Origin of the sequence: Streptomyces sp. NBC_00190, assembly GCF_036203305.1 — a bacterium.
Lineage (GTDB): Bacteria > Actinomycetota > Actinomycetes > Streptomycetales > Streptomycetaceae > Streptomyces.
On record NZ_CP108131.1, the window covers coordinates 5,124,819 to 5,138,567 of the forward strand.

Genomic DNA, 13,749 nt, shown 5'->3' on the forward strand with positions numbered 1-13,749 from the left:
GTGCCCCCGCCCCACCCGGGCGGGGGCACCGTCATGTCCGCCGCATGACATCCGTCATGCGGCACCCACGACGGTCGGCACTGCCGCGCGAGACCCCGTGCGGGCGAATCTTGAGCCATGACGACGACCGCGACACGCACCGCGAAGCCCGCCACCGACACCGTGGTGAGCTTCGAGAACGTGACCAAGAGCTACGGCACCGTCCGGGCCGTCGACGGCCTCTCCCTCTCCCTCCACCCGGGCGAGACCGTCGCACTCCTCGGCCCCAACGGCGCCGGAAAATCCTCCACCCTCGACCTCCTGCTCGGCCTGCGCCCCGCCGACTCCGGCTCCGTCCGGCTCTTCGGCACCACCCCGCGCGAGGCCGTCGCCGCCGGCCGCGTCGGCGCGATGCTCCAGAGCGGCGGCCTGATGGAGGAGGTGACCGTACGCGAAATCGTCGCCCTCGGCTGCTCCCTGCACCCCCGCCCGTACCCGGTGGACGAGGTGCTGGCCCGCGCCGGGGTCGACGGCATAGCCGACCGGATGGTCAACAAGCTCTCCGGCGGCCAGGAGCAGCGCGTCCGCTTCGCCCTCGCCACCGCCGGACAGAGCGACCTGATCGTGCTGGACGAGCCGACCACCGGCATGGACGTGACCTCCCGCCAGGCCTTCTGGGCCACCATGCGGGAACAGGCCGCCCAGGGGCGCACCGTCCTGTTCGCCACGCACTACCTGGAAGAGGCGGACGCGATCGCCGACCGGGTGCTGGTGCTGAACAAGGGCCGGCTGCTGGCCGACGGCACCGCCGCCGAGATCAAGGCCAGGGCGGGCGCCCGGAAGATCTCCTTCGACCTGGACGCCCAGGACCCGGTGGACGAGCAGATGCTCCGCGCCCTGCCCGCCCTCACCGCCTACGAGCGGCACGGCGCGACCGTGCGGCTCCAGTCCCGCGACGCCGACGCGACCGTGCACGCCGTCTACGCGCTCGGGCTCTACCCCCGCAACCTGGAGGTCGCGGGCCTCGGCCTGGAACAGGCCTTCATCGCCCTCACCGAGGAGGCCTCGAAGTGAACGCCCTGATCAAGCTCGAAATCACCCGCGCCCTGCGCAACAAGAAGTACATCTTCTTCACCGTGCTCTACCCGGCCGCCCTCTTCCTGATGCTCGGCGGCACCCTCGACGGCACGACGAAGGTCATGGGCACCGAACTGACCATGCCCGCCTTCTACATGGTCGCCATGGCCTCCTTCGGCGCCCTGACCGCCGTCCTGATGGGCAACAGCGAGCGCATCGCCAAGGAGCGCGAGCAGGGCTGGGTCCGCCAGCTCCGGCTGACCGCCCTGCCCGGCCGCGGCTACGTCCTCGCCAAGACCGCCGGCGCGGGCGTGCTCTCGCTCCCGTCCATCGTGATCGTCTTCGCGGTGGCGGCCGCCGTGAAGGACGTACGGTTCGCCGCCTGGCAGTGGCTCGCCCTCACCGGTGCGATCTGGGCCGGCAGCCTCGTCTTCGCCGCGCTCGGCGTCGCCATCGGCTACCTGGCGAGCGGGGACACCGTCCGCCCCATCACGATGATCTTCTACTTCGGCCTGTCGATCCTCGGCGGCCTGTGGATGCCCACCACGAACTTCCCGCAGTGGCTCCAGACCATCGCGAGCTGGCTCCCCACCCACGCCTACGCGGGCCTCGGCCAGGCCATCGAGCTCGGCGGGGCGCCCCAGGCCAAGGACGTGGCGATCCTCGCGGTGTACTTCGTACTGTTCACCGGTGCCGCCGCCTGGCTGTACCGCAAGGACTCGATGAAGGCATGAACCAGTGGCGCTGACGCAGGAGGACGACGACCGCACGGGGATCGGCAAGCCGCCGGAGAACCACCGCGAGAAGCTGGTGAAGGCGCTCTGGATCAGCGTCTGGCTCTTCTACCTGAGCGCACCCGTCATCGACCTGATCCACGGCGGACACAGCCCCGGGGTCCGGCTGCTCGGCGGCCTGGGCCTCGCGGCCTTCGTCGCCTGGTACCTGGTGCTGGTCTTCCGCACCGCCCGGCAGATGGCGGTCCGCCGGGTCCTGGTCTCGCTCGCGGTGCTCTCCGCCCAGGCCACGGTCCTGTCGCTGACGCTGGGCCGCGAATGGCTCGTGCTCTTCGTCTACGTGTCCATCTCCTCCGGCGCCGCGCTGCCCGGGGAGATCTCCCGTTGGACGGTCCCGGGCGCGACCGCGCTGATGACGGCCACGGCCTTCGCGGTGCCGGGCGGGGAGGACTACCTGGCGGGCCTGCTGATCCCGGCCCTGATGGGCGGCTTCGCGATGGTCGGCATCCGGGCGATGATCCGGACCACCATCGAACTGCGCGAGGCCCGGGCCACGGTGGCGCAGCTCGCGGCCAACGAGGAGCGCCTGCGGCTGGCCCGCGACCTGCACGACCTGCTGGGCCACTCGCTGTCGCTGATCACGCTGAAGAGCGAGCTGGCGGGCCGGATGCTGCCCGGACAGCCCGACGCCGCCGCCCAGCAGGTGGCGGACATCGAGCGGGTCAGCAGGCAGGCGCTGGTCGACGTACGCGAAGCGGTGAGCGGGTACCGGCGGCCCACCCTGCCCGGCGAACTCGCGGGCGCCCGGACCGCGCTGGCCGCGGCGGGCGTGGTGGCGGACATCCCGAAGGAACCGGAGGGCGGTCTTCCGGAAGAGGCGGAGTCGGCGCTGGCGTGGTCGCTGCGCGAGGCGGTGACCAACGTGGTCCGCCACAGCGGGGCCACACGCTGCCGGGTCACGCTGGAGACCCGCCAGACGCTCGCGGGCCCGGTGGCCGAGCTGACGGTGTCGGACGACGGCACGGGCGGTCCGGGCCTGCCCGGCAACGGCCTGACGGGCCTGACCGAACGCCTGGAGGCGGTCGGCGGCACCCTGACGGCGGGCCCGGCCGGAAAGTCCGGCTTCGCCCTCACGGCCCGTGTCCCGCTGGACCTAGGATCAGGATCATGACCTCACGCCCCATCCGCATCCTCCTGGCGGAGGACCAGTCGATGGTCCGCGAGGCCCTCGCCGCCCTCCTCGGCCTGGAACCGGACATCGAGGTACTGGCCCAGGTCGCCCGCGGCGACGAGGTGGTGACGGCGGCGGGCGCGCACGACGTGAACGTCGCGCTGCTGGACATAGAGATGCCGGGCATGACGGGCATCGAGGCGGCCGCGGCCCTCCGCGCCGCCCACCCCGCGATCCGGATCGTCATCCTGACCACCTTCGGCCGCCCCGGCTACCTGCGGGGGGCGATGGAGGCCGGCGCCTCCGCGTTCCTGGTCAAGGACGCGCCGGCCGCGCAGCTGGCGGCCGCCGTACGCAAGGTCCTGGCGGGGGAGCGCGTCATCGACCCCACGCTGGCGGCAGCGGCCCTGGCGGAGGGCGCGAACCCGCTGACGGACCGGGAGCGGGAGGTCCTGCGGGCGGCGGAGTCGGGCGCGACGAACGCGGAACTGGCGGCCCGCCTCCACCTGTCCCAGGGCACGGTCCGCAACTACCTCTCGACGGCGATCCAGAAGCTCGCCGCCCGCAACCGCGCCGAAGCCGTCCGCACGGCCCGCGAAAAGGGCTGGCTCTGACCGGGGCTCCGCCCCAGGTCTTGGAGCTGCGGCTTTGCGGCGCGGGTCCGGGCGGAGCCCGGTTCCGGGAAGGGGCGGGGCGGGGCGGGGGAGAGGCCCCGCGCAGCGGCAACCGCGCCCCGGGCCCGGGTCAGTTCAGCAGAGCGCGAGCGGAGACGGCCTCGGCGCGGATACGGGCCGCCGCATCGGCATCCACCGCCGCCACCACGTCGGCGTACGCCTCCAGCTCGGCCGCGCCCTCCTGGAAGGAACCCCGTTCCACCAGCAGCCGCGCCCGCTCGATCCGCAGCGACGCCGGATGCGACGGCAGCAGCAGCGACAGCTCCACCGCCCACAGCGCCACCCCCGACTGCTCCGGCCGGGCCGAGGCCCACGCCCGGATGTTGGTCAGGATCCGCAGCACGATGTCCAGCGTGCGGGCCGGCGTACGCGGCCCCTGCGCCAGCTCCGCCGGCCCCGCGCCCAAGGACGCGCCGCCCGCGAACGGGTCGACCAGCACGCCCTCCTCCGGGTCCCCGAAGCCCACCACGAAGTGCCCCGGCAGCCCCAGCCCGTACACCGGCGCACCGGCTCGCCGGGCGACCTCCAGCCACACCACCGACAACAGGATCGGCAGCCCCCGCCGACGCCGCAGCACCTCGTGCAGCAGCGAGGACGACAGCCGGTCGTAGTCCGCCGGGGTGCCGTGGAAACCGAGGCGTCCGCCCAGCAGTTCCGTCACCGCCGAGGCCCACGCCCGCCCGCCGCGCAGCCCGTACGGCAGCATCCCGGCCAGCCGGTCCAGCTCGATCTGCGCCCAGTCCATGGCGCGTTCGTCCATCTCCGGGTCCGCCTCCGCGGCCAGCAGCAGGCACAGCAGCGCCAGGTCCGGCCGCTCCGACCGGGCTTCCGCCGCGAACTGCTCCCGCCGGTCCGCCGGACTCACGCCGACGCCCGGTAGTGGTGGTACGTGTGGTGCGGCGCGAAGCCCAGCCCGTCGTACAGGGCCTGCGCCCCCGGATTGTCCGTCTCCACCTGGAGCCACGCCGCCGACGCGCCCTCCTCCAGCGCCCGCCGCGCCAGCGCCGCCATCACCGCCGTCGCCAGACCCTCCCGCCGGTGCGCGGGGTCGACCGTCACCGCCGCGAAGCCGGCCCACCGGCCGTCCACCACGCACCGCCCGACGGCCCGGCCCCCGGGCAGCGCCGCGAACCACACCGACGGGCCCCGGGCCAGCACCTCCCGGGCCACGTCCGGGTCGGCGACCTTCCCGTAGCGCCCCAGCCACTCCTCGTCCGGGACGCGCGTCAGACGCACGTCCCCGGCGGCGGGGGCGTCCACGTCACCCACCGGCGCGAGGGCCCCGATCCGTACCTCCGCCGACACCTCGGCCGCCCAGCCGCGTCGTTCCAGCTCCGCGATCAGCAGCTCCTGGGTGCCGACCGCCCCCGTCGCGGCCTGCACGTACGCCGGAAGTCCTCGTTCCGCGTACCAGGAGGTCACCCGCGCGAGTGCATCGTCCAGCGGTATCCCGGGATCGCCGAGCGGCAGCACCGAATTGGCCCGCCGGGTGAATCCGGCGGCCGCCCGCAGCGTCCACTCGCCCAGCCGCTCGCTCTCCAGCGGCTGCCAGGACCGCGCCCCGACCCGCGAGAGCTCCTCGAAAGAGGCCGCCGGACCCCGTCGGCGGGCCGGCGCGGGCGGCACGACCTTGCCCGCGACCAGCGAGGATTCCGCGATGCGGACGGTCTGGCCGCTCTTTCGTGTGATCAGCAGCACACCCTGGTCCCAGGATGTGAGAACCCCTACCGCGTCCGCGTACTCGGGCACCCCGCTCCGGCCGCGCTCCACCCGTCGTACAGAGACTCGTTTACCCACGTCAGCTGGGGTAATACGGATTTCCAGCAGCCCACCGGCGGTGATTTCCACAGCTCTGTACGCCCCTCCTGTTCGGATCGTGCCCGGGAACGGAGATACTAGGTGCGGGCATCGACGACGCCGCGCTCCCGCGCGATATGGAAAGCCCTACCGAGGAGGAACGAGAGCGTGACCTACGTCATCGCGGAGCCTTGTGTCGACGTCAAGGACAAGGCATGCATCGAAGAGTGCCCGGTCGACTGCATCTACGAGGGCCAGCGGTCCTTGTACATCCACCCGGACGAGTGCGTCGACTGTGGTGCCTGTGAGCCGGTTTGCCCGGTCGAGGCCATCTTCTACGAGGACGACACTCCGGAGGAGTGGAAGGACTACTACAAGGCGAACGTCGAGTTCTTCGACGAGCTCGGTTCGCCCGGTGGTGCCTCCAAGCTCGGCCTGATCGAGCGCGACCACCCCTTCATCGCGGCGCTGCCCGCCGACATCAACCCGTCTCACTGAGGGTTCGCGGCACTAGCGCCACTCGGTCCCGTACGGCCTGCCCGCCGCACGGGACCGAGGTGTTTCCCGACCTTCGCGTCCAGCACCCAGAGAGAGCAGAGACCATCGTGGCCGCAGTATCCGACCGTCTTCCCGCCTTCCCCTGGGACAAGCTGGAGCCGTACAAGGCGACGGCGGCGGCCCACGCGGACGGCATCGTCGACCTGTCGGTCGGCACGCCCGTGGACCCGGTGCCGGAGCTGATCCAGCGCGCCCTGATCGGCGCCGCGGACTCCCCGGGCTACCCGACCGTGTGGGGGACGCCCGCCCTGCGCGACGCGATCACGGGCTGGGTGCGCGGGCGCCTCGGCGCGAGCGCCGCCGGGCACCGCAACATCCTGCCGGTCGTCGGCTCCAAGGAGCTGGTGGCCTGGCTGCCGACCCAGCTGGGCCTCGGAGCCGGGGACAAGGTCGCCTACCCCCGGCTCGCCTACCCGACGTACGAGGTCGGTGCGCGGCTGTGCGGCGCCGAGGCGGTCGTCTACGACGACCCGACCGAGCTCGACCCGGCCGGCGTGAAGCTGCTGTGGCTCAACTCCCCGTCCAACCCCACCGGGCAGGTCCTCTCCAAGGAGGAACTCATCCGGATCGTCGCCTGGGCGCGCGAGCACGGGATCCTGGTTTTCAGCGACGAGTGCTACCTGGAGCTGGGCTGGGAGGCCGAGCCCGTCTCCGTCCTCCACGACGACGTGTGCGGGGGCTCGTACGAGGGCCTCGTCGCCGTCCACTCGCTCTCCAAGCGGTCCAACCTGGCCGGCTACCGGGCGGCGTTCGTCGCCGGTGACGCGGACGTGCTCGGCGAGCTGCTGGAGATCCGCAAGCACGGCGGCATGATGACCCCCGCCCCGGTGCAGGCGGCCACCGTCGCGGCGCTCGGCGACGACGCGCACGTCGAGGAGCAGCGCGGCCGCTACGCCGCCCGCCGCGCGGCGCTGCGCGGCGCCCTGGAAGCGCACGGTTTCCGCGTCGAGCACAGCGAGGCGAGCCTCTACCTCTGGGTGACCCGGGACGAGCCCTGCTGGGAGACGGTCGCCTACCTCGCGGGCCTGGGCATCCTGGTCGCGCCGGGCGACTTCTACGGCGAGGCGGGCGCGCGGTTCGTGCGCGTGGCCTTCACCGCCACCGACGAGCGCGTCGAGGCCGCCGTCAAGCGCCTCGGCTGAGGACCTCCCCGCACAGCCCGAAGGGGCCGGGAGTTCGTGCTCCCGGCCCCTTCGGTGTGCCCGCGGCGGATCAGCCGCCCAGCGGCAGACCACCGGGCAGGCCGCCCGGCAGGCCACCGGGCAGCCCGCCGCCGGCCAGCGGCAGCTGCTGCGTGGTGGGCAGCCCGCCGAGCAGTCCGGTCGCCTTACCGGCCACGTCGGCGGCGGGGGCGGCGGCCGGCAGGGCCTCGGTCGCAGCACCCGCGGCGTCCGTGGCGGCACCGGTCACGGCCGAGGCGTCGGCGGCGTCCGGGGCGGTCAGTGCGCCCAGCTGCGGCACGGACTCCAGACCGGCGGCGCTGGCCGCGCCGGCGGCACCGACCACGGGCGCTGCCCCGGCTGCGACGAGCAGCGCGGCACGGGCGATCCGACGGGTCAGGGGGAGAGACATGTTGCTCCTAAGCGGTAGCGGCTGAGTACGCCATGTACAACCGCTCGTGGGGCGGGTGGAGTTGCGGCTCCGGTGGGTAAAGGATCTGTAACGCATCGTTTAATCGGCTTCCGCGACAAGCGCATTGGATGCGCGCCCACCAGGCCTTCTGTGCTTCCGGGACCCTCGCGGACGGGTCGTTCGGCCACCCCCGCACGAGTGATCACTCGTACGCCTGCCCGCGCCTCAGCGGGCGATGAAGATCCGTACCTCGTCGGCTGAGGAGCTCTCCGGACCGCCGCCGGACGTGCCGCGCCCGCCCTTCCGCTGCCACTCGCCCCGGTCCTGCCCGCCGGTCCATCCCTTGCCCGCGTACGAGACCCGGGCGATGCCCAGCTCGTGCGACCGGGCCACCGCCCAGTGCGCCATCGCCCGGCCGCGGCGCGCCTCACCGGGCCCGCCGTCCTGCTTCAGCCGCAGGGTGATCTCGGGCTCCGCGGCCCCGCCCGGGGCCGTCCGGCCGGCAGGCGCACCGTTTCCGCCAGTTCCCAGGACCTCCTTGCCGAAGGCGCGGACCAGCTCGGCCTTCACCTTCTCCGGATCGCCGTGCTGCGGGACCGGGCCCGCGCAGGACAGCGTGCCGCTCTCGCCGAAGGTCGCCGTCAGCACCGTCGCGTCCGACTCGTGCTTCGCGTACGCCTGCGGGAAACCGCTGCGCTGCACCTTCTGCGCGGCCACCGTCAGCGGCATCCGCGAATACCCCGGAACGTCCGCGAGGTGGTCGTAGAAGATCCCGGCCGAGTACACGGGGTCCATGATCTGCTCCGGCGTGCCCCAGCCCATCGAGGGCCGCTGCTGGAACAGGCCCAGCGAGTCCCGGTCGCCGTGGTCGAGATTGCGCAGCGCCGACTCCTGCATCGCGGTCGCCAGCGCGATGGTCACAGCCCGGTCCGGCAGCCCCTTGGAGATGCCGACGGCGGCTATCGTCGCCGCGTTCGCCGCCTGTTCCGGGGTCATCTCGTACTCCTGCTCGCCGCCGGCGGACGCGGCGGCCGTGCAGTGCGGGGCGCCGACGCCGCCGTTGGAGTACCGCTGGACGGCGAAATAGCCGATCACCGCGAACAGGACGAGCAGACCCACGGCCGTACGGAGCGGCCTGCGGCGACGGGGGCGAGGATCACGGTTCTCGGGCACGCGGCCCACCGTACTTGAGCCATATGACGCGTCCAGCGGCCGGACGTCCGAGGCTCCGCCCGTGCCCGGGGCGTTAGGGTCGGTCCATGCCCGAATCCGAGCTGGACCTCACCCAGGACGCCGCCGAGCTGACCGCCCGGCTCGTCGACATTCCCTCCGTGAGCGGCGACGAGAAGGTACTCGCCGACCTCGTGGAACACGCGCTGCGGGCCCTGCCGCACCTCACCGTGGACCGCTTCGGCAACAACGTCGTCGCCCGCACGCACCTCGGCCGCGCCGAGCGCGTCGTACTCGCAGGCCACCTCGACACCGTTCCGATCGCCGACAACGTCCCCTCCCGCCTCGACGAGAACGACGTCCTGTGGGGCTGCGGCACGACCGACATGAAGTCCGGTGTCGCCGTCCAGCTGCGCATCGCGGCGACCGTCCCCGAGCCGAACCGGGACCTCACCTTCGTCTTCTACGACCAGGAGGAGGTCGCCGCCGACCTCAACGGGCTCGGCAAGGTCGCCGAGGCCCATCCCGACTGGCTGACCGGCGACTTCGCGGTGCTGCTGGAGCCTTCCAACGCGGAGGTCGAGGGCGGCTGCCAGGGCACGCTGCGCGTCCTGCTGCGCACGGCCGGCGAGCGCGCCCACTCCGCGCGCAGCTGGATGGGGGCCAACGCCATCCACGCGGCGAGCCCGATCCTGGCCAGGCTGGCGGCGTACGAGCCCCGCAAGCCGGTCATCGACGGCCTGGAGTACCACGAGGGCCTCAACGCGGTCCGCATCGAAGGCGGCGTCGCCAACAACGTCATCCCCGACGCGTGCACGGTCACGGTCAACTTCCGCTACGCCCCCGACCGCAGCGAGGCCGATGCGCTGGCCCACGTTCGGGAGGTCTTCGCGGACTGCGGCGTCGCCGAGTTCGTGGTCGACGACCACTCCGGCGGCGCGCTCCCCGGTCTCTCCCACCCGGCGGCGGCGGCCTTCATGGAGGCGGTCGGCGGCCGCGCCATGCCGAAGTTCGGCTGGACGGACGTCTCCCGCTTCAGCGCGCTGGGCGTCCCCGCGGTGAACTACGGGCCGGGCGACGCCCTGCTGGCCCACAAGGTCGACGAGCGCGTCGAGACGAAGGCGATCCTGCACTGCGAGGAACGACTCCGTGCCTGGCTGACCGACTGAATTCCGCTTCCCGTCACCTTCGTGCGCCTAATCTGATCCAACGATCAGCAGGAGGGAGCACGTCATGGGCAACCGCGGTAATCCTGATGGGGACGCTCAGCGCCGGCCCGAGGAGCAGCAGCTCGGGCCGGTGCTGAGGAGGCGGAGCCAGATCAAGGCGGGCAGCACGACGGACCAGCGGCTGCTGGATTCGGCCGGTCCCTCCGAGTGGGTGCACACCGATCCCTGGCGGGTCCTGCGCATCCAGTCGGAGTTCATCGAGGGCTTCGGCACGCTCGCCGAGCTGCCGCCCGCGATCAGCGTGTTCGGCTCGGCCCGTACGCCCGCCGGTTCACCGGAGTACGACGCCGGGGTGCGGATCGGCAGCGCGCTCGTCGACGCGGGCTTCGCGGTGATCACCGGTGGCGGTCCGGGTGCGATGGAGGCGGCCAACAAGGGCGCCCGCGAGGCGAACGGCATCTCGGTCGGACTCGGCATCGAGCTCCCCTTCGAGCAGGGGCTCAACGAGCACGTCGACCTCGGGCTGAACTTCCGGTACTTCTTCGTGCGCAAGACGATGTTCGTGAAGTACAGCCAGGGCTTCGTGGTCCTGCCCGGCGGCCTCGGCACGCTGGACGAGCTGTTCGAGGCGCTGACCCTGGTCCAGACCCAGAAGATCACCCGCTTCCCGATCGTGCTGTTCGGCACCGAGTACTGGAGCGGCCTGATCGACTGGCTGAAGAACACGGTGATCGCGCAGGGCAAGGCCTCGGAGAGGGACCTGTACCTCTTCCACGTCACGGACGACGTGGACGAGGCGATCGCGCTGGTGACGAAGGAAGTCGGCAAGTAGGACCGAGCCGCGCGAGCCCCCGGCGGACGACCGCCGGGGGCTCGCGGGCTCTCGCCCCAGGTGCGGCCGCGGGTCACCGCCCGGCCCCGAGCGGACTCAGGCCAGCCCGCGGCGGGCGACGGCCGGGGGGCGGTGGCCCTGGATGGAGCGGACCATGTCCAGGATCTGCTTGGTCTCCGCGACCTCGTGGACGCGGTAGACCTGGGCGCCCAGCCAGGCCGAGACGGCCGTTGTGGCCAGGGTGCCCAGCAGGCGCTCCTTGACCGGCTTGTCGAGGGTCTCGCCGACGAAGTCCTTGTTGGACAGGGAGACCAGGACCGGCCAGCCGGTGTCGGTCATCTCCGACAGGCGGCGCGTGGCCTCCAGGGAATGGCGGGTGTTCTTCCCGAAGTCGTGGCCCGGGTCGATCATGATCGCGTCCCGGCGGACGCCCAGCGCGGCCGCCCGCTCCGCCAGGCCGACCGTGACGCGCAGGATGTCCTCCATCACATCCTCGTACTGGGTCCGGTGCGGCCGGGTCCGCGGCTCGACCCCGCCCGCGTGGGTGCACACCAGCCCGGCCCCGTGGCGCGCCGCGACCTCCGCCAGCCTGGGATCCACCCCGCCCCACGCGTCGTTCAGCACGTCCGCCCCGGCCTCGCACACGGCCTCGCCGACCTCGTGCCGCCAGGTGTCCACGCTGATCACCACGTCCGGGTGGCGGCGCCGGACCTCCGCCACGAAGCCGACCGTCCGCCGCGCCTCCTCGGCTGCGTCCACGTGCTCGCCCGGGCCGGCCTTGACGCCGCCGATGTCGATGATCGCGGCGCCCTCGGCGACCGCCTGTTCGACCCGGTCCAGCGCCGGCTCGTCGCGGAACGTCGCGCCCTGGTCGTAGAAGGAGTCCGGAGTCCGGTTCACGATGGCCATGATCACCGGCTCGTGGGTGTCGAACTCGCGCCTGCCCAGTCGCAGCATCCTGCTCTTTCCTCCTTCGGCGGCCCTCGCGCCTCGCCTGCGACCTTAACCTGGTGGCCGGAGTCTCTCAGGGGAGTTGATCGTGTTCTTCTTCTTGATGATCGCGCTGGTCGTGGTCGTGGCAGCGGTCACCCTGGCGGTGATCGGCGGTGGCTCGGAGGCCGTCCTGCCGGAAGCGGAGCCGGACCGGGTGGCCGACGGGCTGCCGGAGACCCGGCCCGTCGTACGGGAGGACATCGACGCGCTGCGGCTGCCGGTCGCGCCGCGCGGATACCGGATGGCCGAGGTGGACGACGTACTGGAGCGGCTGGCGGCCGAGCTGGCCGAGCGGGACGCGCGGATCGCGCAGCTGACGGCCGCGGCGGCCGCCCCGGCGGGCCCGTCGGACGCGGCCGGGACCGTCGACCTCACCAAGGGCGGTGAGCGGTGACTGGCACCGTGGCGGGCCCGGACGGGCTGCTGCGGTGCCCGTGGGCGCTGTCCACGGAGGATTACGTCGCCTACCACGACACCGAGTGGGGCCGCCCCGTGCACGGCGACGACGCGCTGTACGAGCGGCTGTGCCTGGAGGCCTTCCAGTCGGGGCTGTCCTGGCTGACGATCCTGCGGCGGCGGGAGGGGTTCCGCAAGGCCTTCTCCGACTTCTCGATCGCGGCGGTCGCGGAGTTCGACGACCGCGACGCGGAGCGGCTGCTGGCCGACGAGGGGATCATCCGCAACCGGGCCAAGATCGAGGCGACCCTGGCCAACGCGAAGGTCCTGGCCGGCTGGGAGCCGGGCGAGCTGGACGCACTGATCTGGTCCCACGCCCCCGGGAAGCCGGGCCCGGCCCCGCACACGGTCACCGAGGTGCCGGCGGTCACCCCGGAGTCCACCGCCCTGGCCAAGGCCCTGAAGAAGGCGGGCATCCGCTTCGTCGGCCCCACCACGGCCTATGCCCTCATGCAGGCCTGCGGCCTGGTCAACGACCACCTGATCGACTGCGCCTCCCGCGAGGCCTGAGCCTCGCGGGAGCAAAGGGGCCTCAGCGGCCGAGGTACTTCGGCGGCTGCTTCGCGAGGAAGGCCTGGACGGCGATGGCGTGGTCCTCGGAGGCTCCGGCGCGGGTCTGGACGACGTCCTCGCGCTCCAGCGCCTCGGTGAGGGAGTGGGTGGCCCCGTACGCCAGGGACTCCTTCAGGGCCGCGTAGGCGACCGTGGGGCCCGAGGCCAGCGCGCGGGCCACGGCCTCGGCCTCGGCGGGCAGGGAGTCCGAGGGGACCAGGCGGTTGACGATGCCGAGGTCGTACGCCTCCTGGGCCTTGACCGAGCGCGGGAAGAGCAGCAGGTCCGAGGCGCGGGAGGCGCCGATCAGGCGGGGCAGGGTCCACGAGACCCCGGAGTCGGCGGTCAGCGCCACCCCGGCGAACGAGGTGTTGAAGGACGCGGTGTCGGCGACGACCCGGAAGTCCGCCGCCAGCGCGAAACCGAAGCCCGCTCCGGCCGCGACCCCGTTCACGCCGGCCACCACGGGCTTCGGCATCTCCGTGATCGCCCGGACGATCGGGTTGTAGTGCTCGGAGACCGTGTTCATGGTGAGCGAGGTGCCGGTCTCGCGGTCCGACAGCAGGTTCCCGACGTGCTCCTTGAGGTCCTGGCCCACGCAGAAGGCCCGGTTGCCGGCCGCCGTGAGCAGGACGGCCCGTACCGCGGTGTCCGCGGCCGCCGCCTGGACCGCGTCGCGCAGCGCGACCTTGGCCTCGGTGTTCATGGCGTTCATCGCGTCCGGGCGGTTGATCGTGATGGTCGCGAGTCCGTCGTTCACTTCGTAGAGCACGCTGTCGGCCATGGCAGGGGCTACCCCTTCGTCGCGGGATGGTTACCGGCCGGTACCGGCCGGGTGCAAGGGCCAGCATGGCGGACCGGAGCGCACGCGCGCGTGTGATGTGCGTCAAAGAAAGCGGACGCGGTTCGCGCGGTGCGGCGGCGAAGTATCGCAGGCGGGTCCCCGAAATGAGTGGTTTTGGCCGAGCGCGTTGCCCAATCGTTCACGGGCGATGTTGGTCATCGGGTCCTGACA

The 13,749-nt window shown here is 72.6% G+C and carries 16 protein-coding genes; 10 read left to right on the plus strand and 6 right to left on the minus strand.

Annotation, left to right across the window (positions count from 1 at the left end; genetic code table 11):
* Positions 1-117: 117 nt before the first annotated feature.
* From OG429_RS24865 to OG429_RS24880, 4 genes are read left to right on the plus strand one after another with little or no spacing between them, the layout of a single operon-like run.
* Complete coding sequence (locus OG429_RS24865) at positions 118-1,053, plus strand: ABC transporter ATP-binding protein (protein ID WP_328927477.1); 936 nt, start codon at positions 118-120, stop codon at positions 1,051-1,053.
* Entirely contained in the window at positions 1,050-1,790 is a 741-nt protein-coding gene (locus tag OG429_RS24870) for an ABC transporter permease (RefSeq protein WP_328927478.1), read from the plus strand. Before OG429_RS24865 ends, OG429_RS24870 begins: the two co-directional genes overlap by 4 nt.
* Before the next feature lie 4 nt (positions 1,791-1,794).
* Positions 1,795-2,961 (plus strand): sensor histidine kinase, encoded by a 1,167-nt coding sequence (locus OG429_RS24875; RefSeq protein WP_328927479.1) that lies wholly within the window; start codon positions 1,795-1,797, stop codon positions 2,959-2,961.
* The gene (locus OG429_RS24880; protein WP_328927480.1) at positions 2,958-3,575 is read left to right on the plus strand and encodes a response regulator transcription factor; all 618 of its coding nucleotides are present in this window, start codon (positions 2,958-2,960) and stop codon (positions 3,573-3,575) included. The genes OG429_RS24875 and OG429_RS24880 overlap by 4 nt, the downstream gene beginning before the upstream one ends.
* Before the next feature lie 130 nt (positions 3,576-3,705).
* Here OG429_RS24880 and OG429_RS24885 read toward each other — a convergent pair whose 3' ends face one another.
* Positions 3,706-4,500, minus strand: a complete 795-nt coding sequence (locus tag OG429_RS24885; protein WP_328927481.1) for a transglutaminase-like domain-containing protein — start codon at positions 4,498-4,500, stop codon at positions 3,706-3,708.
* Complete coding sequence (locus OG429_RS24890) at positions 4,497-5,483, minus strand: GNAT family N-acetyltransferase (RefSeq protein ID WP_328927482.1); 987 nt, start codon at positions 5,481-5,483, stop codon at positions 4,497-4,499. The genes OG429_RS24885 and OG429_RS24890 overlap by 4 nt, the downstream gene beginning before the upstream one ends.
* A gap of 117 nt (positions 5,484-5,600) precedes the next feature.
* Between OG429_RS24890 and fdxA the strand changes: the two genes are divergently transcribed.
* Together fdxA and dapC are read left to right on the plus strand one after the other, a co-directional pair.
* Positions 5,601-5,930 carry a ferredoxin gene (fdxA, locus tag OG429_RS24895; RefSeq protein WP_030868357.1) on the plus strand — a complete coding sequence of 110 codons (330 nt, stop codon included), beginning with the start codon at positions 5,601-5,603 and terminating at the stop codon, positions 5,928-5,930.
* 107 nt (positions 5,931-6,037) lie between these two features.
* The gene (gene dapC, locus OG429_RS24900; protein WP_328927483.1) at positions 6,038-7,132 is read left to right on the plus strand and encodes a succinyldiaminopimelate transaminase; all 1,095 of its coding nucleotides are present in this window, start codon (positions 6,038-6,040) and stop codon (positions 7,130-7,132) included.
* 70 nt (positions 7,133-7,202) lie between these two features.
* Here the strand turns inward: dapC and OG429_RS24905 are convergent, their stop codons facing one another.
* Together OG429_RS24905 and OG429_RS24910 are read right to left on the minus strand one after the other, a co-directional pair.
* Positions 7,203-7,562 carry an ATP-binding protein gene (locus OG429_RS24905; protein WP_328927484.1) on the minus strand — a complete coding sequence of 120 codons (360 nt, stop codon included), beginning with the start codon at positions 7,560-7,562 and terminating at the stop codon, positions 7,203-7,205.
* 225 nt (positions 7,563-7,787) lie between these two features.
* Positions 7,788-8,735, minus strand: a complete 948-nt coding sequence (locus tag OG429_RS24910; protein WP_405678662.1) for a hypothetical protein — start codon at positions 8,733-8,735, stop codon at positions 7,788-7,790.
* A gap of 86 nt (positions 8,736-8,821) precedes the next feature.
* On the opposite strand from OG429_RS24910, the gene dapE reads away from it, so the two are divergent.
* Positions 8,822-9,901: a succinyl-diaminopimelate desuccinylase gene (gene dapE / locus OG429_RS24915; RefSeq protein ID WP_328927485.1), complete on the plus strand. Its 1,080-nt coding sequence runs from the start codon at positions 8,822-8,824 to the stop codon at positions 9,899-9,901.
* A gap of 64 nt (positions 9,902-9,965) precedes the next feature.
* The gene (locus OG429_RS24920; RefSeq protein WP_328927486.1) at positions 9,966-10,733 is read left to right on the plus strand and encodes a TIGR00730 family Rossman fold protein; all 768 of its coding nucleotides are present in this window, start codon (positions 9,966-9,968) and stop codon (positions 10,731-10,733) included.
* Positions 10,734-10,829: 96 nt separating this feature from the next.
* On the opposite strand, the gene folP is transcribed toward OG429_RS24920, so the two are convergent.
* The gene (folP, locus tag OG429_RS24925; RefSeq protein ID WP_328927487.1) at positions 10,830-11,690 is read right to left on the minus strand and encodes a dihydropteroate synthase; all 861 of its coding nucleotides are present in this window, start codon (positions 11,688-11,690) and stop codon (positions 10,830-10,832) included.
* Between the two features lie 76 nt (positions 11,691-11,766).
* Here folP and OG429_RS24930 point away from each other — a divergent pair, with 76 nt between their 5' ends.
* Complete coding sequence (locus OG429_RS24930; protein WP_328927488.1) at positions 11,767-12,120, plus strand: DivIVA domain-containing protein; 354 nt, start codon at positions 11,767-11,769, stop codon at positions 12,118-12,120.
* The gene (locus OG429_RS24935) at positions 12,117-12,692 is read left to right on the plus strand and encodes a DNA-3-methyladenine glycosylase I (protein WP_328927489.1); all 576 of its coding nucleotides are present in this window, start codon (positions 12,117-12,119) and stop codon (positions 12,690-12,692) included. The genes OG429_RS24930 and OG429_RS24935 overlap by 4 nt, the downstream gene beginning before the upstream one ends.
* A gap of 22 nt (positions 12,693-12,714) precedes the next feature.
* Here OG429_RS24935 and OG429_RS24940 read toward each other — a convergent pair whose 3' ends face one another.
* Positions 12,715-13,518 carry an enoyl-CoA hydratase/isomerase family protein gene (locus tag OG429_RS24940; RefSeq protein WP_328927490.1) on the minus strand — a complete coding sequence of 268 codons (804 nt, stop codon included), beginning with the start codon at positions 13,516-13,518 and terminating at the stop codon, positions 12,715-12,717.
* Between the last annotated feature and the right edge of the window lie 231 nt (positions 13,519-13,749).

Bases quoted from the DNA above. Each gene is read 5' to 3' on its own strand.
- OG429_RS24865 (WP_328927477.1), top strand. From the start codon at position 118: ATGACGACGACCGCGACACGCACCGCGAAGCCCGCCACCGACACCGTG.
- OG429_RS24905 (WP_328927484.1), bottom strand. From the start codon at position 7,562: ATGTCTCTCCCCCTGACCCGTCGGATCGCCCGTGCCGCGCTGCTCGTC.
- OG429_RS24880 (WP_328927480.1), top strand. From the start codon at position 2,958: ATGACCTCACGCCCCATCCGCATCCTCCTGGCGGAGGACCAGTCGATG.
- OG429_RS24940 (WP_328927490.1), bottom strand. From the start codon at position 13,518: ATGGCCGACAGCGTGCTCTACGAAGTGAACGACGGACTCGCGACCATC.
- OG429_RS24920 (WP_328927486.1), top strand. From the start codon at position 9,966: ATGGGCAACCGCGGTAATCCTGATGGGGACGCTCAGCGCCGGCCCGAG.
- folP (WP_328927487.1), bottom strand. From the start codon at position 11,690: ATGCTGCGACTGGGCAGGCGCGAGTTCGACACCCACGAGCCGGTGATC.
- dapE (WP_328927485.1), top strand. From the start codon at position 8,822: ATGCCCGAATCCGAGCTGGACCTCACCCAGGACGCCGCCGAGCTGACC.